The sequence below is a fragment of the Yersinia sp. 2542 StPb PI genome (genome assembly GCF_048593855.1).
Lineage (GTDB): Bacteria > Pseudomonadota > Gammaproteobacteria > Enterobacterales > Enterobacteriaceae > Yersinia > Yersinia enterocolitica_E.
On sequence record NZ_JAZGQA010000058.1, the window covers coordinates 1 to 23,551 of the forward strand.

Genomic DNA, 23,551 nt, shown 5'->3' on the forward strand with positions numbered 1-23,551 from the left:
AGAATGGCTAAAGGTTCCTTAAAGAGCGCCGATACAAGTTGTGACGGTGATGAAGCCGTGGGCAGTAAGCCCAAACCATAACCCAACAGCATTTAAGGAATAACATTATGGCGGTAATTAACACTAACATTCTGTCTCTGACGACTCAGAACAACATGAACAAATCCCAGTCAGCTTTAGGTTCCGCCATTGAGCGTTTGTCCTCTGGTCAACGTATCAACAGTGCGAAAGACGATGCTGCGGGTCAGGCAATCGCTAACCGTTTCACTTCTAACATCAAAGGCCTGACTCAGGCTTCCCGTAACGCAAACGACGGTATCTCTCTGGCACAAACCACTGAAGGTGCGTTGGGCGAAATCAACAACAACTTGCAACGTGTGCGTGAGTTGAGTGTTCAGGCTGCTACCGGTTCTAACTCATCTTCTGACCTGAAATCAATCCAGGACGAAATTAAACAACGTCTGGACGAAATCGACCGTGTATCTGACCAAACTCAGTTCAACGGCGTGAAAGTTTTGGCTGGCGACAGTAGCATGAAAGTTCAGGTTGGCGCTAACGATGGCGAAACTATCAGCATCAATCTGGAAAAAATCGACTCAAAAAGTTTGGGTCTGCAAGGCTTCAACGTTGATGGTGCAAAACAAGCCTCTGTTGATGATTTGACTTCTCAGTTCAAAGCCACTGGTAGCACGAATTACAATGTTGGTACTCCTGCTGTTGCTTATAAAGTGGATATTAACTCAGGCGCAGTGACTGATGGCACGGGCGTAGCGCAGTATATTGATGCGGGTACCGGTGATTTCTCATCTACATCAACAGCAACAAATGGCGTGGCTAAATATACAGCTACTACAGCTGGTGCAGCGGATAGCGGAAAATCTATTGCAGCTGCTGCAGTAGGCAAAGCAGTTGGTGATAAATTTACTGCTGATGGTATGGAGTTTACAGTAAAAGCAGCAGCTGGTGATGGTTTTGGTAATGGTACATATTCAACAACAATTGATGGTAAAAGTGTTGATTTTGCTATTACATTAAGTACAGCCGCAGCAGGTACAGGTGGAGTATTAACTACAGATACCACACTGTATACTTCAGCTGTTGGCGGTGGTTTAACCACAAAAGCTGCTGAAACCAACCGTGCTGCAACCTTAGCTGATCTGGATTTACAAGGTGCTACCAAAACTGGCAGTACTTTGACTGTTAACGGTACTGCATACACCGCTAACGCCAAAGGTGATGAAATCACCCTCGGTGGCAAAGTAATGTACATGTCACGTACTGCTAACGGCAACACCACCCTGATCAATGAAGATGCTGCTGCATCTCAGAAATCAACTGAGAACCAACTGGCGACTGTTGATAAAGCGCTGGCACAAGTTGATGCGCTGCGTAGTGGCCTGGGTGCGGTACAAAACCGTTTTGACTCAGCTATCACCAACTTGGGTAACACCATCAATAACCTGACTTCAGCTCGTAGCCGTATCCAGGATGCTGATTACTCTACTGAAGTTTCTAACATGAGCCGTGCTCAAATCCTGCAACAAGCAGGGACTTCAGTATTGGCACAAGCAAACCAAGTACCACAAACTGTGCTGTCTCTGCTGCGTTAATTCGCCAGAAAGACCACATTATGTCAACCCCGCTGCGGCGGGGTTTTTATATTACTCACTGGAAAGAGAAAAGAGCACTTTTTCCAGTGGGAATAAGTTTAAACCAGGCGCTAATGGCTTATTTTTAGCGGTTTTCATCTCTATTTATCGCTCTGTTTTTTCAATGACTGCAATAGGTTAACAGTAAAATTAACGGGCATAAGCCAAATAGCCGCCCTTTTATAGGCCTATTCCAGCGATTGTCTGGCTGACCTGACAGGATAATGGTACGACTCTCTTACCCTTAGGTGCCTGTCTAGTGAGCGATCTGTATACCGCCGAAGGCGTGATGGACAAAAATTCCCTCTGGCAACGCTATGTTCCTTTGGTTCGCCATGAGGCACTGCGTTTGCAGGTTCGCCTGCCGGCCAGCGTGGAGTTGGATGATTTGTTGCAGGCTGGAGGTATTGGTCTGCTGAATGCTGTCGAGCGTTATGACGCTTTGCAAGGGACTGCGTTTACCACTTATGCGGTACAGCGTATACGGGGTGCCATGCTAGATGAACTGCGTAGCCGAGATTGGGCGCCACGCAGTGTGCGTCGTAATGCACGTGAAGTAGCCAGTGCCATGCAACAGGTTGAACAACGGGTGGGGCGCCCTGCAACTGAGCAGGAAGTAGCGCAAATTCTTGATATTAATTTGGCGGAGTACCGTCAGATTTTATTGGATACCAACAATAGCCAACTTTTCTCCTATGACGAATGGCGGGAAGAGCATGGTGAAAGTGTCGAACCCCTGCTGGAAGGGCATGAGGATGCCAATCCATTGCAACATTTGTTGGAAGGAAATCTGCGTCAACGCGTGATTGAAGCGATCGAGGCATTGCCGGAACGCGAAAAGATGGTGCTGACGTTGTATTACCAGGAAGAGCTGAACCTGAAAGAAATCGGAGCGGTGCTTGAGGTCGGGGAGTCCCGCGTCAGCCAGCTTCATAGCCAGGCGATAAAACGCTTACGCGCCCGCCTGAATAACGACTCTTAATTCACTTCCGCTCAGTGATATCACAGTTTCTATTTTATTAATGCAGGTCTTCTTATGCCAGGACTTCAGTTAAAAAAACGGCCACTGAGCCGTTATTTAAAAGATTATAAACACGGCCAAACCCATTGTTCACATTGTCATAAAGAACTTGACCGTATGGCGTTGGTTTTCCGTGGACAAATCATTAATAAAGAAGCTATCTCCGGTATGGATCAGCCCATTGACGATCAAGTATGGTCAAAGCTTCAGCATGAGTTGACTGCATTATGTCGTTTTTGCAGCGAAATATATTGTAATAGCACGCCCGGTTATTTCGATATTATGGCGTTCAAGCAATATTTATTTGAACAAACTGAGATGAGCCATAGTACTGTTCGCGAATATGTTGTGCGCCTACGTCGTCTGGATGAAATGTTGGTTGCCACTAATTATCCGGCCGAAAAGTTTGCCAGTGAGACCATGCATCAGCGCATTATTGATGAGTTGCCTAATGCGGCGCATAACAATTATCGTATTGCCTTGCGTAAATATGATCAGTATCTGGAATGGCAAAAAAATTACTGAGACTGGTACGTGCATTCAGGCAGTTGAGAAAACTCTGTATTTTCGCTAACAGCGTCGCGAGTATAACGCGAAACCCTTCAGTCATTATTTTACGCCCGGCAAGGTTCCCCGTGCCGGGTTAATACCCTTCATTCTGTACGCTGTAGAGGTGTTAGCTACCCTCGTTCCCTCGAATGACTGACTTGATTAAGCTGAGTAGTGCCACCCTCTACAGCTTGAAATCGCTAAGTATCGTCTATTTATTCCGCATATTACGTTATTCCCCTGCGCTATCGTCAACGACATCTATAATAAAAATAAGTGATTATTGGTGTTACATCTGATAAATCTATATTTCCTCTTGGTACTTGCAGCCGCAGGGGTTAGTTACATTGACTTATCCGTACCTACCTACGCGCCAAGTTCGTTGGGCAACAGTTGACTTATTAATTCCCTGGGGGATCCGTGACGTTTCAACACAAACTGGCGCAATTTCCGCGTCTAGATCTGGTCGGCAATCCGACGCCATTGGAAAAACTATCTCGACTCTCCGATTATCTGGGGCGTGAAATTTATATCAAACGTGATGATGTAACACCTCTGGCATTAGGGGGGAACAAATTGCGTAAGTTAGAGTTTTTGGCAGCAGATGCGTTAAGTCAGGGCGCGGATACGCTGGTTACCGCGGGCGCTATTCAGTCTAATCATGTCCGTCAAACAGCAGCAGTTGCGGCGAAATTGGGGCTGCGTTGTGTCGCATTGCTTGAGAATCCGATTGGCACGGCACAGGAAAATTATCTGACCAACGGCAATCGGTTACTATTGAGTCTATTTAACGTAGAAGTAGTGATGTGCGACGGGTTACATGACCCGAACCAACAATTGGCTGAGCTGGCAACCCGTCTGGAGGCTCAGGGCTTTCGGCCGTATGTGGTGCCGGTTGGTGGTTCTAATGCCTTAGGCGCTTTAGGTTATGTGCAATGTGCATTAGAGATTGCGGCTCAGTCGGCTGGGAATGTCACTTTTAGCTCAGTGGTTGTGGCATCGGGCAGTGCGGGCACCCACGCAGGTCTGGCAGTAGGGTTGCAACAATTATTGCCTGATGCCGAGTTGATTGGGGTGACCGTATCGCGTAAAGCCGATGAGCAACGCCCTAAAGTGGCGCATATTCAGCAAGAGTTAGCTGCGTCCCTGGGGATTACCGGGGAGCAGGCAGAAATTATCTTGTGGGATGATTATTTCGCCCCGCAATATGGCATGCCGAACGATGAAGGGTTGGCAGCTATTGGGCTGTTGGCAAGGCTTGAAGGTATACTGCTCGATCCGGTGTATACCGGCAAGGCGATGGCGGGTTTACTGGATGGTCTTGCGCAGAAAAAGTTTCGCGATGAGGGTCCAATTCTGTTTATCCACACCGGTGGTGCACCCGCATTGTTTGCTTATCATCCACGGGTGTAACCTTTAGTTATTGCTTATTCCGTTTATAGCTATCGTTATTAGTTTATATTCCTTTATTCCATTAACAGCACTGATAAAGTGCTGAATATCAAAAAATAAACATGACAGTCGGGGTATTTATGGGTTTTTCAATTGTTCGTCGCCGGTTAGTTCTGGGCATGGTGGCAGTCGCACTGGCAACAGGCTTGAATGTGAAGTCTTATGCTGCAGGTGATTTGCTGAGTCAGGTCAAAGATCGAGGAACTCTGATTGTTGGGCTGGAGGGCACTTATCCGCCGTTCAGTTTCCAAGGTGAAGATGGGAAACTCACTGGGTTTGAAGTGGATTTTGCTAATGCATTAGCAGAACACATGGGCGTTAAGGCCAAAATCACCCCGACTAAATGGGATGGCATGTTGGCTTCATTGGAGTCCAAGCGTATTGATGTGGCGATTAACCAAGTCACCATTTCTGAAGAACGTAAGAAAAAATATGATTTCTCAACGCCTTATACCATTTCTGGTATTCAGGTGCTGACTAAGAAAGGTAACGAAGGTAACTTCACTAAACCTGAAGATTTGCAAGGCAAGAAAGTCGGTGTTGGCTTGGGTAGTAACTACGAACAATGGTTACGTGACAACCTGAAAGGTGTTGATATTCGCACCTATGATGATGACCCAACTAAATATCAGGATCTGCGTGTAGGCCGTACGGACGCCATTTTGGTTGACCGTTTAGCTGCATTGGATCTGGTAAAGAAAACCAATGGTACTCTTGCTGTTGCAGGCCCGGCGTTTGCTCGTCAGGAGTCTGGCGTAGCATTGCGTAAGAACAACCCAGAGTTGTTAGCGGCAATCAATCAGGCGATCACTGAGATGCAAAAAGATGGCACGTTGGTCAAAATCTCTGAGAAATATTTTGGTGCGGACGTAACTAAATAATGCAAGAAAGTATTCAATTGGTGCTGGATTCAGCACCATTTTTATTGAAAGGTGCCTGGTTTACCCTCCAGCTCAGTCTGGGGGGGATGTTTTTTGGTCTGGCATTAGGTTTTATGTTGGCCATGATGCGGTTATCTCGTTTCTTGCCGTTATCACTCCTTTCTCGTTTCTATGTCTCCATTTTCCGTGGTACTCCATTAATAGCTCAGCTATTTATGATCTATTATGGTCTGCCACAGTTCGGCATTGAACTGGATCCGATGCCTGCTGCATTGATCGGTCTATCACTTAATACCGCCGCTTATACATCTGAGACATTGCGTGCTGCTATTTCGTCAATTGAGAAAGGGCAGTGGGAAGCGGCGGCCAGTATCGGTATGACACGTTGGCAGACACTTTATCGGGTGATATTGCCGCAAGCCGGGCGCACCGCATTACCTCCGCTAGGGAACAGTTTTATCGGTCTGGTAAAAGATACCTCTTTGGCGGCGACTATCCAGGTTCCTGAACTTTTCCGTCAGGCGCAATTGGTCACTTCCCGTACATTGGAAGTTTTCACTATGTATCTGGCGGCCTCGTTGATTTATTGGGTCATGGCGACATTGTTGTCAGCATTACAAAATCGGCTGGAAGCCCATGTTAATCGTCAGGATCAGGAGTAGCCATGAGTGCCATAGACATTAAACAACTGACCAAACAGTTTAAAGGTCAGCAGGTGCTGCACGGTATCTCACTTGAAGTAAATAGCGGTGAAGTGGTGGCGATCATCGGGCCGAGTGGCTCAGGTAAAACGACTTTATTGCGCAGTATTAATCTACTGGAGGTCCCTGATTCAGGGATTATTCGTGTCGGTGATATTGAGATTGATGGCAGCATACCTATCAGCAAGCAACAACGTCAGGTGCGTGCACTGCGCCAACAGGTCGGGTTTGTGTTTCAGAGCTTCAATTTGTTTCCACACCGTTCGGTGCTGGAGAATATTATTGAAGGGCCGGTTATTGTTAAAGGCGAAAAGCGAGCCTCTGCGGAGAAACGTGCTCGTGAACTGCTGGCAAAAGTAGGGCTAAGTGGGAAAGAAGATGCTTACCCACGCCGTTTATCCGGTGGTCAGCAGCAGCGGGTTGCCATAGCACGAGCATTAGCAATGCAACCACAGGTTATTCTGTTTGATGAACCGACGTCAGCGTTGGATCCTGAACTGGTGGGGGAGGTTCTCAACACTATCCGCGCACTGGCTGAGGAAAAACGCACCATGGTGATTGTGACGCATGAAATGAGCTTTGCCCGCGATGTGGCTGACAGGGCTATTTTTATGGATCACGGACGGATTGTTGAGCAAGGTCCAGCAAAAGAGTTATTTGCCCATCCGCAGCATGAGCGTACTCGGTTATTCCTTGATAAGTTCCTGAACAATCACTGAGTCATTTACTGCGAAGCTGATAGCCAGACTCAGCGAAATAGGGGGCACTTTTGGGCCCCCAGTTTTATCAAATCATCCTACAAAAAGGCTTCCAGCTTAAGGCGAAGCGCGGTAGCTTTAACTTCCTTCATCTGCCCATGACCCGGTAATACTTTTTGTTCGACGGTGACCAACCCCGCTTTTTTCAAAATAGCCACATCACGGGTGACGGCACTGCGATCCCGTTTTAAACGGGTTGAAAGGGAGGTGATAGAGCCGGGGTGCATTTTTACCGCCCGTAGCAGAACAATGCGCGCAGCACTTAATATCCGCACCATCGCTAATGGGTCTTCAAAGGTAATAGTGTGTTCTTCAGGTAAGGCTTTCCCTGCATCTGCCAGAGCCGCGAGTTGTTTGCCTCGTTTGAAAAAATCATCTTCCGTTGCTGTTTTGATGACGAGTTTGTCCATTAACTTCTCCTTAATGAAGTCCAATCCTTCTGAAAGCAATCCTCTATCTGTTCAAAGCTGACAAAATCAACTGCTTCAATGCCACCTAAGTAATGGCGATGGTGAAAACCATGCGCATTGTCGTAACCTATTACGCGACCATTATCACCCTGTGATAAATGGTGATTGATATAGGCTAAATTATAACGGGTGATAGTACCGACCCGATCAGCCCATATTTCACGGCGTAATTGACCATTACCCCGCCGGTTAGCAATTTGATGAGTCTCATCGACAATCTTTTTATCAGACATGAATATTATTATCACTCCTGAGAGGGGTTGTACATAAGATCTTCACTAAGAAGAAAGCTAGGGACGTATACAGTTCCGTCATTTGTCTGAATTTATAATGAGTTAATTACCAGGAAAGGCTCAACAGAGTGATGTCAAATATGCGAGAGGCTGCCAGAGGAAAATAGTTTCATACCCGTTTTACATCAGGGAGTGCGGCACATATCGAATAATAAGCCGTCAGTTGCGACCGGAGTCTACGTAAAGAATAAGGTCCCGAAGGACCTTATTGGTGCAGGTACTCTAAGTGCGAAAAAGAGTGAGCTTAGTTAGCTAGCCGATGGTCATCAGGCTGGCATTTCCTCCCGCTGCGGCGGTATTCACACTCAGTGAGTGCTCAATCAGCAGGCGTTCCAGCAGTATATTTGTTTCACCACGGGCGAAGCCCTGTACCGAGACAATTGGCCCCTCAATTTGAGCTATCTGCTCACACAAGGTGCGCAATTGATCAGCATCACCGTGATAGATAACGGCATCAAACGGTACGTTGGCGGTTTGCCAGTCATGAGTAAGGGTAATTTGGGATTGCACTACCGCCGGTAGCTGGCGTAACAGATCCTTTTGTATCCCCTGTTCTGGCCATAAGATCTCGCAGCCGATTGCCAGAACGGCTGCCAGTTGTATTAGAGCATCAGTGTCATTATCCGCCAGACAAAGAACACGTTCACGCGGTAGTAGGGTATAACTGTTGCGCTCACCGGTTGGCCCAGGCAATAACTGTATGGTGCCACCTTGCGCCAGTTCGCCATAGCGCTGCGCTAAAGGCACTAATTCAGCATATTGTTGTTTGTCAGCCCATTGTATTAGAGCGCGATGGGCTATTTGTAATGCTTCGCGACCAGCCATATTCTGTGGTTGCTCAATATTTTGATGTGCCAGTGTCTTAAGAACCGCATCTTCTGGGCGGCTGCACAACAGACGATACAGATACAGTGGACCACCCGCTTTAGGGCCGGTTCCTGACAACCCTTCACCACCAAAAGGTTGTACGCCAACCACCGCCCCAACCATATTGCGGTTAACGTAGAGGTTGCCTACTTTAGCTTTTTCAGTGACTTGGGCGATAGTTTCATCAATACGAGTGTGAATACCTAAGGTTAAACCATAGCCGGATGCGTTGATTTGATCGACTAAGGCGCCAAGGTTCTGACGCTGGAAACGTACCACATGCAGTACCGGCCCGAAGATCTCTTTTTTCAACTCATCAAAGCTATCCAGCTCTATTAATGTTGGCTTAATAAAGGTACCGCGTTGCCACTCGGTTTCGTCCTGACTGTTGGTGCGGGCAGCCTGGTAAACTTTACGCCCTTTGGCGCGCATGGCCTGAATATGGCGCTCAATCCCAGCTTTGGCCTCGGTATCAATCACCGGCCCAATATCTGTAGACAGGCGTTCTGGATTACCCATCCGGCACTCGGCCATCGCGCCACGCAACATTTGCAACGTGTGCTCAGCAACATCATCCTGAATGCAAAGAATACGCAAGGCCGAACAACGTTGGCCCGCGCTGTCAAAGGCTGATGCGACGACATCGGTCACCACCTGTTCCGTCAATGCAGAGGAATCAACAATCATGGCATTGAGGCCACCAGTTTCGGCAATCAGTGGCGTTGGGCGGCCCTGAGGATCAAGGCGGCCTGCGATGCTGCGTTGCAAAATAGCAGCGACTTCGGTTGAGCCGGTAAACATCACGCCGCGCACACGGTTGTCATTGACCAATGTCGCCCCAACGTTGTCGCCTCGGCCGGGTAATAGTTGTAGCACGCCGTGAGGAATACCGGCCTCTAGCAAGATACGTACAGCTTGCGCAGCAATCAGTGGCGTTTGTTCCGCCGGTTTTGCTAATACACTGTTACCGGCAGCTAATGCTGCGGCAATCTGGCCGGTAAATATTGCCAACGGGAAGTTCCATGGGCTGATACAGACCACGGGGCCGAGAGGACGATGGCTATCATTAGAGAAGTTGTCTCGGACCATTCCAGCATAATAGTGTAGAAAATCAACAGCCTCACGCACTTCGGCAATGGCATTACTGAAGGTTTTACCCGCCTCTCGTACCAGTATCCCCATCAACGCTTGCATCTGACTTTCCATCAGTTCGGCGGCGCGCACTAAAATAGCCGCACGCTCGGCCGGTGGCGTTGCAAACCAGATAGCCCCCGCGCTGCCAGCCGCATCTAGCGCACGACTGATTTCAGCATCCGTTGTTTCGCGAACGTAACCGACGATATCAGCGGGTTCTGCTGGGTTGATAACGGCCAGGTTATCAAGTCCTATACCGCTATCACTTTCTGCGCCAATCATCGGTTCTGCCCGCCATATCTGGCTGGCACTGGTGAGGAGGGCACTGGAGAGCGAGGCCAAACGGTGTTCGTTGGCCAAATCTAATCCGCTGGAATTGGCTCTATCTTTACCGTAGAGGTCGCGTGGTAACGGGATTCGTGGATGAGGCAAACCAAGTTGCCCTTCACTGGCGGCGATGGCTTCTACAGCACTAACAGGATCAGCGACCAGTTCATCCAGTGGCAGAGTGGTATCGGCAATGCGATTGACAAACGATGTGTTGGCCCCGTTTTCCAGCAGGCGGCGTACCAGATACGCCAGTAAGGTTTCGTGGGTACCGACCGGAGCGTAAATACGACATGGGCGATTAAGCTTACCCTCGGCAACTTTCCCGACGACTTGTTCATATAGCGGTTCCCCCATGCCATGCAGGCATTGGAACTCATACTGGCCGGGGTAATAATTTTGCCCTGCAAGATGATAGATAGCGGACAAGGTATGCGCGTTATGAGTGGCAAATTGGGGATAAATCAGATTAGGTACGGCCAGTAATTTACGCGCGCAAGCCAGATAAGAGACATCGGTATACACCTTGCGGGTATAAACCGGATAACCTTCTAACCCATCAACTTGAGCGCGTTTAATCTCGCTGTCCCAGTATGCGCCTTTGACTAAGCGAATCATCAGCCGGCGGCGGCTGCGCTGGGCCATATCTATCACGGCATCAATAGTGGCGGGGCAACGTTTTTGGTATGCCTGAATGACGAAGCCGATACCGTTCCAACCTGCCAACTTTGGCTCGAAACAGAGTTTTTCCAGCAGATCGAGGGAGATTTCCAGACGATCAGCCTCTTCTGCATCAATGTTAATGCCAATATCATACTGCCGTGCTTGCAAGGTCAACGATAATAGCCGTGGATACAGCTCATCCATTACTCGTTCATATTGAGCACGGCTATAGCGAGGGTGCAGGGCGGACAGCTTAATTGAGATACCTGGCCCTTCATAAATTCCCCTGCCATTTGAGGCTTTGCCGATAGCATGGATTGCTTGTTGATAGGAGAGCAGATAAGCCTGAGCATCTGCCTCTGTCAGTGCTGCCTCACCCAACATATCGTAAGAGTAACGGAATCCTTTATCTTCCAGTTTACGGGCGTTCGCCAATGCCTCGGCAATGGTCTCGCCGGTCACAAATTGCTCGCCCATCAGCCGCATCGCCATATCCACACCTTTGCGGATCAATGGCTCACCACCTTTACCGATAATACGATTTAAGGAGCCGGAGAGCTTAGCCTCATTATGAGTAGAGACCAGATGGCCGGTAAAGAGCAGCCCCCAGGTCGCCGCATTGACAAACATCGACGGGCTGCGCCCCAAATGAGAGTGCCAGTTGCCGTTACTGATTTTATCGCGGATCAGTGCATCACGAGTGGGCTTATCAGGAATACGCAGTAGTGCTTCCGCAAGACACATCAATGCCACACCCTCTTGTGACGAGAGGGAGAACTCTTGCAGTAAGCTTTGCACGATACCCGCGCGACCCTTAGCACTCTTCTGGTTACGCAATTTTTCAGCAATGGAATAGGCCAGCTTATGGGTTTCTTGCGCTAAATCGGCCGGTAAACGTGCTTGCTCCAATAACATCGGTATGGCTTCAGTTTCGGGACGACGATAGGCCGCAGTGATGGCCGCACGAGTTACTGATTGTGGTAGCACTTGCTCGGCAAAATCTAAAAATGGTTGATGTGCGCTTTCAGTGACTTGCGGCATAATATCGTCCGTTTCCGCGATAGGGGTCACATGGGGTGTTGGCAATTCGGGTAGCTCACTGCCACTTTCCAGTCGTTCCAAATAGTTAAAAATGGCCTGCTTGATCAGCCAGTGTGGCGTGCGGTCAATACGCTGTGCCGCGCCCTTGATACGGTCGCGTGTTGCTTCATCGAGTTTCACGCCCATTGTGGTGCTACCCATGCTGTCCGGCTCCTTTAATAAGGGGGGTTATGATTTGATTCCTGATAATATCAGGCATGTTGCAACTTTGTGCAACCGTGTTAAATCACGGCGTGAATGAAGTGTGAATTCAGTCTTGTTTTTAACAATCAAGCGGGGCGTCGGAGGGATCGAATATTATGTTTAACTAAGGCTAATACTAACAATGGTAGGCTTTGTGAGGGATTAACCTTAGGTATGACTCATTTTGCAATGGAAGGTGTAACCTCTAACATGGCGTAATGTGATGCAGGGTGAATTTTTTGTAAAAAATTTGTTTAATTTGTTGTGGGTAAGGAAACTCCTCCACTAGGATAGCCACCGCGAGATGGCCGTTCGCCAGCGAATAGTTGTGCTGGTAGTTTATTTGAGTTCGAGATTCATCTCTGGTGCAACTGAGTGTCACGTTCCGGCTCTCCAGAGTGAAAACATGACACCGCACTGAGCGGAAAGAACTCAAAATAGCGGGATATATTAAAACGATAATACGCACTATGGAGACGTTGCATGACCATGAATACGCCAATGTTGGTGACTTTTTTAGTTTACATTTTTGGGATGATATTAATTGGCCTCATGGCCTACCGGGCAACCAATAACTTTGATGATTATATTCTGGGTGGGCGAAGTTTAGGCAGTGTGGTCACTGCATTATCTGCCGGTGCTTCCGATATGAGTGGCTGGTTATTAATGGGATTACCGGGGGCGATATTCCTGTCGGGTATTTCCGAGAGCTGGATAGCCATTGGTTTAACGATTGGTGCTTATCTTAACTGGAAGTTGGTCGCAGGCCGTTTGCGGGTTCATACCGAAGCCAATAACAATGCACTGACATTGCCTGATTATTTCACCAGCCGTTTTGAAGATAAGAGTAAATTGCTGCGGGTGATATCAGCGGTAGTTATCTTGGTTTTCTTCACTATTTATTGCGCTTCAGGAATCGTTGCCGGTGCGCGTTTATTCGAAAGTACGTTTGATATGAGCTATGGCACCGCATTATGGGCTGGTGCTGCGGCTACCATCGCCTATACCTTTATTGGCGGTTTCCTCGCAGTAAGCTGGACGGATACAGTACAAGCAACGCTGATGATTTTTGCTCTGATCCTGACCCCGATTATTGTTATTCTGGCGGTGGGAGGTATCGACACTTCCATGATGGTCATTGCTGCGAAAAATCCGGCGAATATTGACATGTTTAAAGGGCTGAATCTGGTTGCCATCCTCTCTCTACTCGGTTGGGGATTGGGTTATTTTGGTCAGCCACATATTCTGGCGCGTTTTATGGCGGCAGACTCTCACCGTACTATTCGTAGTGCACGCCGCATCAGTATGACTTGGATGATCCTCTGTCTGGCAGGGACCATCGCGGTGGGCTTCTTTGGTATTGCTTACTTTGAAAACCATCCTGAACAAGCCGGGAATGTGAGCCAAAATGGCGAACGTGTTTTCATTGAGTTAGCTAAATTACTCTTCAATCCATGGATTGCCGGTATTTTACTGTCCGCTATTCTGGCAGCCGTCATGAGTACCTTAAGCTGCCAGTTACTGGTGTGTTCTAGTGCGTTGACGGAAGACCTGTACAAAGCATTCCTGCGTAAAAAGGCCAGTCAGAAAGAGTTAGTGTGGGTCGGCCGTGCCATGGTGTTGCTGGTGGCATTGATAGCTATCGCACTGGCAGCGGACCCGGATAATCGGGTTCTTGGTCTGGTTAGCTATGCATGGGCCGGTTTTGGCGCCGCATTTGGTCCTGTGGTTCTTATCTCGGTGATTTGGCCACGAATGACTCGCAATGGCGCACTGGCAGGGATGTTGCTCGGTGCTATTACGGTTATCGTCTGGAAGCAATATGCCTGGTTGGGCTTGTATGAAATTATACCAGGCTTCCTATTTGCCAGTATCGCCATTGTGGTGGTGAGCTTGTTGGGCAATACACCAAGTAATACCATTACTGAACGTTTCCGTAATGCTGAAGCGGAGTTTAAAACCATTTAATAGCGCACACATGCTGTTATTAATGGCATTTACTTTTGCTTAACATCGCCTCCTGTACCACAGGAGGCTTTTTTTTGCTGAAAATTGCGCCAGATATCGATAAATAGGCTGAGAGGGCGGTGCAAGCTAAAAAAACTGTATCTTAATGAATTTATTTGTTATTTAACCCAGCAGAAACAACTTGCCACAGTTTGTTTAACAATATTCTTATTTAGCCTCTTGAATTTCTTTTTGCCAGAATGATAATCACTATCGTTCTTAGTTTTACTTTTCTTTACGTAAATTGACGTTACTCATAATTACATATTTATACCCATATCCAGCGCAGGGGTGCTTAGCATGTTTGTCCCATTTCTAATTATGTTTCGTGAAGGGCTGGAAGCCGCGCTGATTGTTAGCTTGATCGCCAGTTACCTTAAGCGTACTCAACGCGGTCAATGGATGGGGGCAGTGTGGATTGGAGTAGTAACGGCAGCCGCGCTATGCCTTGCTATCGGCATCTTTATTAATGAAACCACGGGTGAGTTTCCGCAAAAACAGCAAGAGTTGTTTGAAGGTATTATTGCGGTGGTCGCAGTTTGCATTTTAACCTATATGGTTTTCTGGATGCGCAAGGTATCCAAGTCAGTCAAAGTCCATCTGGAAGGGGCAATTGATAATGCCCTCAACTCAGGCCGCAGTCAGGGCTGGGCATTGGTGGCGATGGTCTTTTTTGCCGTGGCCCGCGAAGGGCTTGAATCGGTATTCTTCTTACTGGCGGCTTTCCAGCAGGATGTCGGGATTGGCGCGCCAATTGGCGCAATACTTGGCCTGACCTGCGCCATTTTAGTGGGGATGGCTATCTACTGGGGCGGCGTTAAGTTGCATCTGGCTAAATTTTTCAAATGGACCAGCCTGTTTATCTTGTTTGTCGCCGCAGGCCTGGCCGCCGGAGCTATCAGAGCCTTCCATGAAGCCGGTCTGTGGAATCATTTTCAGGATATCGCGTTCGATTTAACGAATGTGCTCTCCACTCATTCACTGCTCGGCACCTTCCTTGAAGGGATGTTTGGCTATCAGGAAGCACCAACAATTAGCGAAGTTGCGGTCTACTTTATCTATCTGATTCCGGCACTGATCCTCTTTTTCCTTCCACCACGCACTACGGCGGCCACAATTGCCCCTGCTGCGCGGAAAACTAACCAATAATTCAGGAATTTTCACATGTCTAACCGGTTCTTCCGTCGCACTGCATTGCACGCCGCGTTACTGGCACTACCTGTTGTGGCTATCAACGTACAAGCAGCTGATATTCCACAAATTAAAATTACCGTTAACGATAAGCAGTGTGAGCCGATGGCGCTGTCTATTCCTGCCGGTAAAACTCAATTTATTGTCCATAATGCCAGTCAGAAAGGGTTGGAGTGGGAGATCCTCAAAGGCGTGATGGTGGTTGAGGAACGCGAAAATATTGCCCCGGGCTTTACCCAGAAGATGACGGCTAATCTGGAGCCGGGTGAATACGATATGACCTGTGGCTTACTCAGCAACCCGAAAGGTAAATTGACAGTTACGGCGGCCGGTGATCACGCTGCGGTAAAACCGGACGCGATGGCATTGGTCGGGCCAATTGCCGAATATAAAGTCTATGTAACACAAGAAGTTGCCCAATTAGTCACGCAAACTAAAGCCTTTACTGATGCAATCAAGAAAGGCGATTTGGCTCTGGCGCGCAAGTTGTATGCGCCAACCCGCCAGCATTATGAGCGTATCGAGCCGATTGCTGAATTGTTCTCAGATTTGGATGGCAGTATCGATGCCCGTGAGGACGATTTTGAGCAGAAGGCCGCTGATCCGAAATTTACCGGTTTTCATCGGTTAGAAAAAATCCTGTTTGGTGACAACACCACTAAAGGCGCGGATAAATTCGCCGACCAACTGTACAAGGACACCCTGGAACTGCAACAACGTATCACCGGCCTGACATTTGCGCCAAATAAAGTGGTTGGTGGTGCTGCGGGCTTAATCGAAGAGGTTGCGGCCAGCAAAATCAGTGGTGAAGAAGACCGTTACAGCCGTACTGATCTGTGGGATTTCCAGGCCAACGTTGATGGAGCACAGAAAATTGTTAATCTGCTGCGGCCATTGCTGGAAAAAGCCGACCAGCCGCTGCTGCAAAAAATCGATGCTAACTTCAAAACCGTCGATAACGTATTGGCGAAATATCGCACGAAAGAGGGTTATGAGTCTTACGAGAAGTTAACTGACGCCGATCGTAATGCTATGAAAGGGCCGATTACGGCACTGGCGGAAGACCTTGCTCAGCTTCGTGGCGTATTGGGTTTGGATTGAGGCATTAAGATGAGTAAGAAAACCGGCCCGCAACACGGGTCGTATCAACATGATAACGGGGCGGCATTGCCGTCCCGTCGGCGTTTACTGCTGGGTATGGGCATGATGAGTGGTGCTTTGGCGCTTGGCGGGGCAAAGATAGCCCGAGCGGCAGATTGCCCTGCACCCGAGGCTGCACTTGCGCAAGATGAACGCTGGCAGAAGCAGCCCTTTTATGGTCAGCATCAGTCAGGGGTATTAACCCCACAGCAAGCGGCCATGATGCTGGTAGCATTTGATGTATTGGCCACTGATAAGGCGACCTTGACCCGATTATTCAAACTGCTGACTGAGCGGCTGGACTTCCTGACCCGCGGCGGGCATGCACCTTCGGTTAATGCCAAATTGCCACCGCTGGATTCTGGAATTATGGGGCCGGAAATTTACCCGGATAACCTGACCATTACGGTTTCTGTGGGGGATTCTTTGTTTGATGAGCGGTTTGGTTTGCAGGGACAGAAACCACTGCGGCTACAAAGAATGACGCGCTTCCCCAATGATTCACTGGATGCGGGTTTGTGTCATGGTGATATCTTGCTGCAAATTTGTGCTAATACCAATGAAACGGTGATTCACGCTCTGCGCGATATTATCAAGCACACGCCAGATTTACTCAGTGTGCGGTGGAAGCGTGAAGGTTTTATTTCTGCTCATGCGGCCCGTAGCAAAGGTAAAGAAACGCCGATCAATTTGTTGGGTTTTAAAGATGGCACTGCGAATCCCAAAACCAGTGATAAGCCGCTGATTAATCAAGTGGTATGGGTTCAGGGCAATATCGGCGAGCCCGCATGGGCAGTCGGGGGTAGCTATCAGGCGGCGCGGATTATTCGCTTTAAAGTGGAATTCTGGGATCGCACACCGTTACAAGAACAGCAGACTATCTTTGGCCGTGATAAACATAGCGGTGCACCCTTGGGGAGCATACATGAACATGATGAGCCGGATTACACCAAAGATCCCGATGGCAACGTGATTAAGCTAGATGCACATATCCGGCTGGCAAATCCACGTACCGCAGAAACTCAGAATAACCTGATGTTACGCCGTGGCTACAGTTACTCGCTGGGAGTGTCAAATTCAGGGCAACTGGACATGGGCTTGCTGTTTGTCTGCTACCAATCTGATTTGGAAAAGGCGTTCCTGACGGTACAAAAACGGTTGAACGGTGAGGCATTAGAAGAGTATGTCAAACCGATCGGTGGGGGATATTTCTTCGTGTTACCTGGGGTGGTTGATGCTAACCACTATCTGGCACAAGGGCTGCTTGAAGCCTAACTCTGTTTAATGAGTAAGCAAGAGCACCGCTTTCATGCGGTGCTTTTTTATTGCCAGACAGCAGGGTTGATGCTTAAAGCTGATTTGAACGCTACTTGCCAAGCCCTGATATGGGCTGAATATTAAGCGAAACTAACCCCGCTGCGGTATTAGGTATTATGAAGGGCGTTAGCTTACCAGTTTGGCGGTAATTTTTGCCACATGCTCGCCCTGGAAACGGGCGATAGCAAGCTCTTCAGCAGTTGGCTGACGGGAGCCATCACCACCGGCAATGGTTGTTGCACCATATGGGGTACCGCCACGGGTCTGTGAAACATCAAATAACTCTTTGGCCCCATAGCCGATTGGCACGATGATAAAACCGTGGTGGGCTAATGTGGTCCACGTGGAGGTGATGGTGTGCTCTTGTCCGCCGCCAGTACCGGTTGAGGAGAATACACTGGCAACTTTGCCGTACAGTGCACCAGAAGCCCATAGCCCGCCGGTTTGATCGAGGAAGGTACGCATTTGCCCTGCCATATTACCGAAACGGGTTGGGGTACCAAAAATGATGCCATCGTAATCGGCCAGTTCTTGCGGCGTTGCGACCGGGGCTTGCTGGTTGTTTTTGCCGCCGGCATTGGCGAAGGCGTCTGGTGGCATGGTTTCAGGGACTCGCTTGATGGTCACTTCAACACCGCTGACTTTTTGGGCACCTTCGGCAATCGCACCGGCAAGTGTTTCGATATGCCCATACATGGAATAGTAAAGCACTAAAATTTTCGCCATCTCGCTATGCTCCAATCAAATTTATTGAATAATGCTGATGATGTAATCATAGTCGCTGCTAATGACACCTATTAACCATACGCCAATATAATCAGGCTGCAACTTATTAGTCGTGCGGAAAGTGAACGGGATATGAGGTAACCTTCTCTTTCTGCTGGTTTTATTAGCGCAATATTGTTACAGATTACGTAACTTCTTTTGCAGGCGTTTTTGCTGCCAGCGCTCGACCCAATTACCCAGCAATAACAGATTTATTGCGCGCAGACACAGCGGGATACTTAGCCCTAGCACTACCCACCAGGCCCACATATAGCCAGGTGACGTAAACCAATTGATAGCAAACAGCACTGCACACAGAATAACCGCCCGCAGTAACTGACGCAGTAAAGACATTTCATCCTCAACCGCTTTGCGGGCATCAATGACGCGTTGGTCAACGGCTTGCGACGGGGTGCTCTGTTCCTGAGAGACATTTGGGCAATACAGCTCACTGACTTTCAGATCCATGACGGCCGCAATAGCACTCAGTGTTTCCAGGCTGGCTTGTTCACCATTCTCTATGCGTTGAATCGTGCGCACACTCAGACTGCAAAGTTCAGCCAACTGTTCTTGTGACCAGGCCCGGGCCAACCGCAATTCACGAATACGATAGATGTTCATACTGATTTTCCTATGGGGTTTGAAGCGATATCAACAAACCTATGCTTAAGCCCTCGTCACTGCCACGACAGCAGCATGACATGTTCCCGACAGCTTTCTGACACGCTTATCACAACTTATTTAACCGCAGTTGCGAGCATTTTACCGCGATGATCCTGCACATGGCGTGACGTCTTGGTCATAAAACGCCTTAACGCTCTTGATTGAGCTTTTTGGCACACTAACAGAGCGTTATGGCACAATGTAAACAAGCCTGTTTGCGTAAGCTACTAACTTACCTCACAGGAGAACCATCATGAAAAAAATAGCACTGTCTCTGGCGATTATCGCAATGTCATTATCTGCTCAGGCACAAACCTTCAGCGTCAAAAGTAGCGATATGCCTGAAGGTAGACCCTTACAAACCCAGCAGGTTTTTAACGGATTTGGCTGTGATGGCGGGAATCAATCGCCACAGCTTTCATGGCAGGGTGCGCCCGCAGGAACCAAAAGCTTCGCCATTACCGCTTATGATCCTGATGCCCCGACGGGGAGTGGCTGGTGGCATTGGACGGTGGTGAATATCCCCGCCGATGTTCATTCATTGGCAACTAATGCTGGGCAGAGCAAAAATAGCACTTTACCTGTTGGTGCTGTTCAGGGGCGCAATGACTTCGGCTATGCGGGATTCGGAGGGGCTTGCCCACCAGCAGGAGATAAACCTCATCGCTATCAGTTCACGGTGTGGGCATTGAAAACAGATAAATTACCCCTCAGTAGTGATGCCAGTGGTGCATTGGTGGGTTTTATGCTCAACAGTAATGTGATTGCGAAAACGCAACTGGTTGCCACTTATGGCCGCTAATTATTAATCCAAGAGCAGGAAGTATGCAGCAGATAAATCATAGCCAGATGGCTATCTCCAGCGCTGAAATTGTTGCCCGCCAAGCACATACGTTGCATCGGGTCACCGTGTTTTCACCGGCACTGTGCCATGTCCGTCAGGGCAGTAAATTGGTGCAATGGGGGGCACAGGCTGCCAGTGCGGGGCAATCGTCGCTTATTTTGTTTCCTGCCGGTATCGAAGTCAGTATCGCGAATACCCCGGACCGGGGGCATTATTGTTCTGATATGGTCTATCTGCCGCAAAGTTTATTACGCCAGTTTCGCCACTGGTACGGTGCCTCGGCGGTGACGCCAGTGGCAACTGCATCGCTATGTGTTCCTCTGGATAGCCATACCCGCCTTGCATGGGATAGCTTATTGCTCAACGTGAAGTGTCATGCGCCAGATGCGCTCTTACAGCATGCGGCGATGGGGGTTTTATTGGCGCTGCACTTGGCTGGGCAGGCAGGGACGTTATTAATCGACCGACGAGATAAATGGGCGGAACAGGTACAACAAGTTTTACTGCTCGATCCGGCGCGCAACTGGAGCGTGAGTGATGTCGCCCACTCTTTGCATCTTGGGGATTCAACTTTGCGGCGCAAACTGATGCAAGAAGATCGCAGTTTTCGCGTGATTCTGGAAGAGGTTCGTATGGGGTGTGCATTAAATGCATTACAAACCACATCACTTTCGATTGGCGAGATCGCTGCACAGCACGGTTATATTTCACCATCCCGTTTTACTTCACGTTTTCAGCGGCATTTTGGCTTAACGCCACGCCGATTACGCGAAGCAATCACGGCAGCCTAAGTATATCTGTATAAAAACCTTACTCCCGTGCAGGGGAGTAAGGTGATGATAATAAAACAACCGCTATAGGTGATGATGACGCCTTACTGATTACGGTTGTCGTACAAGTAGCTTCTGCGCTTCTTCAAGATGAGATAACCAATGGTCAGAATGACAAACCACAGCGGCGTCACTATCAGGGCTTGGCGGGTATCACTTTCCAAGGTTAACAGCACCAGGACAAAGGCAAAGAACGCCATACATACCCACGACATGAAAATACCAGCGGGCATTTTATAGATGGATTTCTTATGTAATGCCGGGCGTCTTTTGCGATACACCAGGTAAGAGCAAAGGATGATGGTCCAGACGAACATAAACAGAATCGCTGAAACTGTGGTGACCAGTGTAAACACCGTCATTACGTTCGGGATTAGGTAAATGAGAACCACACCACCTAGCAAACAGATACAAGAGAATGTCAGGCCGGATGCGGGGACGGAACGGCGCGACAGCTTACCAAATTGCTTTGGTGCATCACCTTCTTTTGCCAAACCGAACAACATACGGCTGGTGGAAAACACGCCACTGTTAGCTGACGAAGCCGCCGAGGTTAGGACCACAAAGTTGATCACACTCGCTGCGGCAGGTAACCCGACCAGAACGAATAACTCAACAAACGGGCTTTTATCGGCAACTACTGAACTCCATGGTGTCACTGACATAATCATAATCAATGAGAAAACATAGAACATGATGATGCGGATAGGGATGGAGTTAATAGCACGTGGTAATACCACTTCAGGATCTTTGGTTTCAGCAGCGGTGGTCCCAACTAACTCAATACCGACAAAAGCAAAAACGGCTATCTGGAAGCCCGCAAAGAATCCACTGATTCCTTTCGGGAACATCCCACCATCATTCCATAAATGGGTAAATGATGCGGTGGTACCCGAAGGGGACTGATAACTCATTAACACCATGGTTAAGCCGGCAAAGATCAGTGCCACAATTGCCACAATTTTAATCATGGCAAACCAGAACTCCATTTCCCCGAACATTTTTACCGTGGCCAAATTCAGTGATAGCAACAGTAAAACCACTAGCAGTGAGGCAACCCACTGGGAGAAACCGGGGAACCAAAATTGGGCGTAAGCCGTGATGGCAACCACATCAGCGATCCCGGTGATGACCCAACAAAACCAGTAGGTCCAGCCGGTGAAAAAACCAGCCCAAGGACCGAGTAAGTCGGCGGCGAAATCACTAAATGATTTATATTTCAGATTCGATAGCAGCAGCTCACCCATGGCCCGCATCACGAAAAATAGCATAAAACCGATTATCATATAAACGAAAATAATCGACGGCCCGGCAAGGCTGATGGTTTTACCCGATCCCATAAACAATCCGGTACCTATAGCCCCGCCAATAGCAATTAGCTGGATATGGCGGTTGGAGAGGCTTCGTTGAAGATGCTCTTCAGGTTCCGGCAACTGTTCTGCCACTATCTTGGATTGGTCTACCATCTTTCCCATTCCCTCTTCCTGTATTTGTGAAGTTGTTGAGCTCTATGTTGGCTCTTTGGTCTTAACCTGTCTGTCTGTCTGTCTGTCTGTCTGTCTGTCTGTCTGTTTTTTGCTATGTTTTAAGTACAATTTGCGAATTATTTAATATCTTCGCAACAATAATTGCACAATACGCCTCGTTTTCCAGTGTTTATATTTCACACACTGAATTTTGTTAAGTTCATCACAGCAGCTGGAATTACAACATGAAGTCACATAACTAACAATAATCGTAAAGAACAGATGAATAATTAATCTCCAGAGAGGGATATAAACAGTATAAACAGAAAAATCCGATGAAATGTTTGACAGCCAAGGCTAACAGGAGAATAATTATCGCCGTTGGGTCGTTAGCTCAGTTGGTAGAGCAGTTGACTCTTAATCAATTGGTCGCAGGTTCGAACCCTGCACGACCCACCAACAAAATCAATAAGTTACACTACATTTCATATATCTTATTTATATTTTTGTGCCATATTCGTATCGGCAGTATTTAATATTCCATCTGTTTATTTCATATGCTGGATTAAATTGATGGGTTAACGACGAACAAACCTTATTAGCATCTCAATATCCTCTTTCAGCCTATTTCTTATGATATATAAATAGTGAGTCTCGATTTAAATAATTGACTTTTTTATGTATATCTTAACCAGGAATATGGGTAAAACACGTTAAAACCCGAATGTTAATTGAGTAAATAAAGTTGAATAAACATCAATTATGATTATAGACTTGCGCTGAATAGTTTTATTTTCTCCGTAGTTGTGATAATCGTAATGCTTTACTCACTAACATTGCACAATAAAAATCTCAATTTTCCATAATATCCAGGGGCCGTGATATGAGAGGTCTGTGAACAGTAAATACCTATGGTGGTCGAAAGCGGAAATCGCTCAAACGTTTGATACTACCTTTCCTGAGAGTATTCTTTCGATTTTAGGCTAAATGTCGAGACGCGATGGCTGTATGGCAGCCATGTAGGGTGAGGATCAGTGAGTCAAACAATTATTTTTTTGCGTATTAACACGACAATTTATTGTACTTTTTACCCGAGATAAAACAAAAGAGCCGCGCATTAGCGAGACTCTTTTAGCGGTTACTGAAAAATAAAATTGATGGTTCCAGCAACCAGTAGCAGAAATACAGTATATTGTAAGTAGTACACGGACATTGTTCTCATTTCTTCCTCCTTGCTGTTATGGTCTTTAATTAAGCAATATTTGCGCCATATCTAACT

19 protein-coding genes and 1 tRNA gene are annotated in these 23,551 nt (G+C 47.9%); 14 read left to right on the forward strand and 6 right to left on the reverse strand.

The genetic code is table 11. The features are described from left to right. Nucleotides 1–104 precede the first annotated feature (104 nt). The 7 genes from V1952_RS09520 to tcyN all read left to right on the forward strand — a co-directional run bounded on the left by V1952_RS09520 (nucleotide 105) and on the right by tcyN (nucleotide 6,972). Nucleotides 105–1,610: a flagellin gene (locus V1952_RS09520; RefSeq protein ID WP_420074665.1), complete on the forward strand. Its 1,506-nt coding sequence runs from the start codon at nucleotides 105–107 to the stop codon at nucleotides 1,608–1,610. A 298-nt stretch (nucleotides 1,611–1,908) separates the two neighbouring features. After that, nucleotides 1,909–2,631, forward strand: a complete 723-nt coding sequence (locus tag V1952_RS09525) for an RNA polymerase sigma factor FliA (RefSeq protein ID WP_083159139.1) — start codon at nucleotides 1,909–1,911, stop codon at nucleotides 2,629–2,631. A gap of 54 nt (nucleotides 2,632–2,685) precedes the next feature. Continuing rightward, nucleotides 2,686–3,195: a flagella biosynthesis regulatory protein FliZ gene (gene fliZ / locus V1952_RS09530; RefSeq protein ID WP_005189397.1), complete on the forward strand. Its 510-nt coding sequence runs from the start codon at nucleotides 2,686–2,688 to the stop codon at nucleotides 3,193–3,195. A 444-nt stretch (nucleotides 3,196–3,639) separates the two neighbouring features. Then, nucleotides 3,640–4,632 carry a D-cysteine desulfhydrase gene (locus V1952_RS09535; protein ID WP_420074659.1) on the forward strand — a complete coding sequence of 331 codons (993 nt, stop codon included), beginning with the start codon at nucleotides 3,640–3,642 and terminating at the stop codon, nucleotides 4,630–4,632. Nucleotides 4,633–4,751: 119 nt separating this feature from the next. Next, nucleotides 4,752–5,552, forward strand: a complete 801-nt coding sequence (tcyJ, locus tag V1952_RS09540) for a cystine ABC transporter substrate-binding protein (RefSeq protein WP_420074660.1) — start codon at nucleotides 4,752–4,754, stop codon at nucleotides 5,550–5,552. Continuing rightward, nucleotides 5,552–6,214 (forward strand): cystine ABC transporter permease, encoded by a 663-nt coding sequence (gene tcyL / locus V1952_RS09545; RefSeq protein WP_083159136.1) that lies wholly within the window; start codon nucleotides 5,552–5,554, stop codon nucleotides 6,212–6,214. Before tcyJ ends, tcyL begins: the two co-directional genes overlap by 1 nt. A gap of 2 nt (nucleotides 6,215–6,216) precedes the next feature. Next, nucleotides 6,217–6,972, forward strand: a complete 756-nt coding sequence (gene tcyN, locus V1952_RS09550) for an L-cystine ABC transporter ATP-binding protein TcyN (RefSeq protein WP_005189402.1) — start codon at nucleotides 6,217–6,219, stop codon at nucleotides 6,970–6,972. Between the two features lie 77 nt (nucleotides 6,973–7,049). On the opposite strand, the gene V1952_RS09555 is transcribed toward tcyN, so the two are convergent. The 3 genes from V1952_RS09555 to putA form a co-directional block, all read right to left on the reverse strand. Then, entirely contained in the window at nucleotides 7,050–7,421 is a 372-nt protein-coding gene (locus V1952_RS09555) for a MarR family transcriptional regulator (protein ID WP_372558750.1), read from the reverse strand. Then, a complete protein-coding gene (locus V1952_RS09560; protein ID WP_372558751.1) occupies nucleotides 7,421–7,714 on the reverse strand; it encodes a toxin-antitoxin system TumE family protein in 294 nt (97 codons plus the stop codon). The genes V1952_RS09555 and V1952_RS09560 overlap by 1 nt, the downstream gene beginning before the upstream one ends. 312 nt (nucleotides 7,715–8,026) lie before the next feature. Beyond that, on the reverse strand, nucleotides 8,027–12,007 hold the full coding sequence (gene putA, locus V1952_RS09565) for a trifunctional transcriptional regulator/proline dehydrogenase/L-glutamate gamma-semialdehyde dehydrogenase (protein WP_420074661.1): 3,981 nt from the start codon (nucleotides 12,005–12,007) through the stop codon (nucleotides 8,027–8,029). Nucleotides 12,008–12,532: 525 nt separating this feature from the next. On the opposite strand from putA, the gene putP reads away from it, so the two are divergent. The 4 genes from putP to efeB all read left to right on the forward strand — a co-directional run bounded on the left by putP (nucleotide 12,533) and on the right by efeB (nucleotide 17,662). After that, a complete protein-coding gene (putP, locus tag V1952_RS09570) occupies nucleotides 12,533–14,017 on the forward strand; it encodes a sodium/proline symporter PutP (RefSeq protein WP_083159131.1) in 1,485 nt (494 codons plus the stop codon). A gap of 339 nt (nucleotides 14,018–14,356) precedes the next feature. Then, nucleotides 14,357–15,205, forward strand: coding sequence for an iron uptake transporter permease EfeU (gene efeU / locus V1952_RS09575; RefSeq protein ID WP_372569044.1), 849 nt, complete (start codon nucleotides 14,357–14,359; stop codon nucleotides 15,203–15,205). A gap of 15 nt (nucleotides 15,206–15,220) precedes the next feature. After that, nucleotides 15,221–16,348, forward strand: coding sequence for an iron uptake system protein EfeO (gene efeO, locus V1952_RS09580; RefSeq protein WP_420074662.1), 1,128 nt, complete (start codon nucleotides 15,221–15,223; stop codon nucleotides 16,346–16,348). Between the two features lie 9 nt (nucleotides 16,349–16,357). Then, nucleotides 16,358–17,662, forward strand: coding sequence for an iron uptake transporter deferrochelatase/peroxidase subunit (efeB, locus tag V1952_RS09585; RefSeq protein WP_420074663.1), 1,305 nt, complete (start codon nucleotides 16,358–16,360; stop codon nucleotides 17,660–17,662). A gap of 168 nt (nucleotides 17,663–17,830) precedes the next feature. Here efeB and wrbA read toward each other — a convergent pair whose 3' ends face one another. Both wrbA and V1952_RS09595 read right to left on the reverse strand, forming a co-directional pair. Next, entirely contained in the window at nucleotides 17,831–18,430 is a 600-nt protein-coding gene (gene wrbA, locus V1952_RS09590; protein ID WP_083159127.1) for an NAD(P)H:quinone oxidoreductase, read from the reverse strand. A 177-nt stretch (nucleotides 18,431–18,607) separates the two neighbouring features. After that, entirely contained in the window at nucleotides 18,608–19,090 is a 483-nt protein-coding gene (locus V1952_RS09595; RefSeq protein WP_372558756.1) for a helix-turn-helix domain-containing protein, read from the reverse strand. A gap of 295 nt (nucleotides 19,091–19,385) precedes the next feature. On the opposite strand from V1952_RS09595, the gene V1952_RS09600 reads away from it, so the two are divergent. Further along, on the forward strand, nucleotides 19,386–19,934 hold the full coding sequence (locus tag V1952_RS09600) for a kinase inhibitor (protein ID WP_420074664.1): 549 nt from the start codon (nucleotides 19,386–19,388) through the stop codon (nucleotides 19,932–19,934). A gap of 23 nt (nucleotides 19,935–19,957) precedes the next feature. Continuing rightward, entirely contained in the window at nucleotides 19,958–20,767 is an 810-nt protein-coding gene (locus V1952_RS09605) for a helix-turn-helix transcriptional regulator (RefSeq protein WP_372558758.1), read from the forward strand. Nucleotides 20,768–20,850: 83 nt separating this feature from the next. Here the strand turns inward: V1952_RS09605 and cycA are convergent, their stop codons facing one another. Next, on the reverse strand, nucleotides 20,851–22,272 hold the full coding sequence (cycA, locus tag V1952_RS09610; protein WP_193784822.1) for a D-serine/D-alanine/glycine transporter: 1,422 nt from the start codon (nucleotides 22,270–22,272) through the stop codon (nucleotides 20,851–20,853). Nucleotides 22,273–22,655: 383 nt separating this feature from the next. On the opposite strand from cycA, the gene V1952_RS09615 reads away from it, so the two are divergent. Further along, nucleotides 22,656–22,731: transfer RNA gene (locus V1952_RS09615), tRNA-Lys, on the forward strand. The last annotated feature ends 820 nt before the right edge of the window (nucleotides 22,732–23,551 follow it).

Bases quoted from the DNA above. Each gene is read 5' to 3' on its own strand.
- efeB (WP_420074663.1), top strand. From the start codon at position 16,358: ATGAGTAAGAAAACCGGCCCGCAACACGGGTCGTATCAACATGATAAC.
- wrbA (WP_083159127.1), bottom strand. From the start codon at position 18,430: ATGGCGAAAATTTTAGTGCTTTACTATTCCATGTATGGGCATATCGAA.
- V1952_RS09600 (WP_420074664.1), top strand. From the start codon at position 19,386: ATGAAAAAAATAGCACTGTCTCTGGCGATTATCGCAATGTCATTATCT.
- putA (WP_420074661.1), bottom strand. From the start codon at position 12,007: ATGGGTAGCACCACAATGGGCGTGAAACTCGATGAAGCAACACGCGAC.
- efeU (WP_372569044.1), top strand. From the start codon at position 14,357: ATGTTTGTCCCATTTCTAATTATGTTTCGTGAAGGGCTGGAAGCCGCG.
- cycA (WP_193784822.1), bottom strand. From the start codon at position 22,272: ATGGTAGACCAATCCAAGATAGTGGCAGAACAGTTGCCGGAACCTGAA.
- putP (WP_083159131.1), top strand. From the start codon at position 12,533: ATGACCATGAATACGCCAATGTTGGTGACTTTTTTAGTTTACATTTTT.
- V1952_RS09560 (WP_372558751.1), bottom strand. From the start codon at position 7,714: ATGTCTGATAAAAAGATTGTCGATGAGACTCATCAAATTGCTAACCGG.
- V1952_RS09605 (WP_372558758.1), top strand. From the start codon at position 19,958: ATGCAGCAGATAAATCATAGCCAGATGGCTATCTCCAGCGCTGAAATT.
- tcyJ (WP_420074660.1), top strand. From the start codon at position 4,752: ATGGGTTTTTCAATTGTTCGTCGCCGGTTAGTTCTGGGCATGGTGGCA.
- fliZ (WP_005189397.1), top strand. From the start codon at position 2,686: ATGCCAGGACTTCAGTTAAAAAAACGGCCACTGAGCCGTTATTTAAAA.
- tcyN (WP_005189402.1), top strand. From the start codon at position 6,217: ATGAGTGCCATAGACATTAAACAACTGACCAAACAGTTTAAAGGTCAG.
- efeO (WP_420074662.1), top strand. From the start codon at position 15,221: ATGTCTAACCGGTTCTTCCGTCGCACTGCATTGCACGCCGCGTTACTG.
- V1952_RS09595 (WP_372558756.1), bottom strand. From the start codon at position 19,090: ATGAACATCTATCGTATTCGTGAATTGCGGTTGGCCCGGGCCTGGTCA.
- V1952_RS09555 (WP_372558750.1), bottom strand. From the start codon at position 7,421: ATGGACAAACTCGTCATCAAAACAGCAACGGAAGATGATTTTTTCAAA.
- tcyL (WP_083159136.1), top strand. From the start codon at position 5,552: ATGCAAGAAAGTATTCAATTGGTGCTGGATTCAGCACCATTTTTATTG.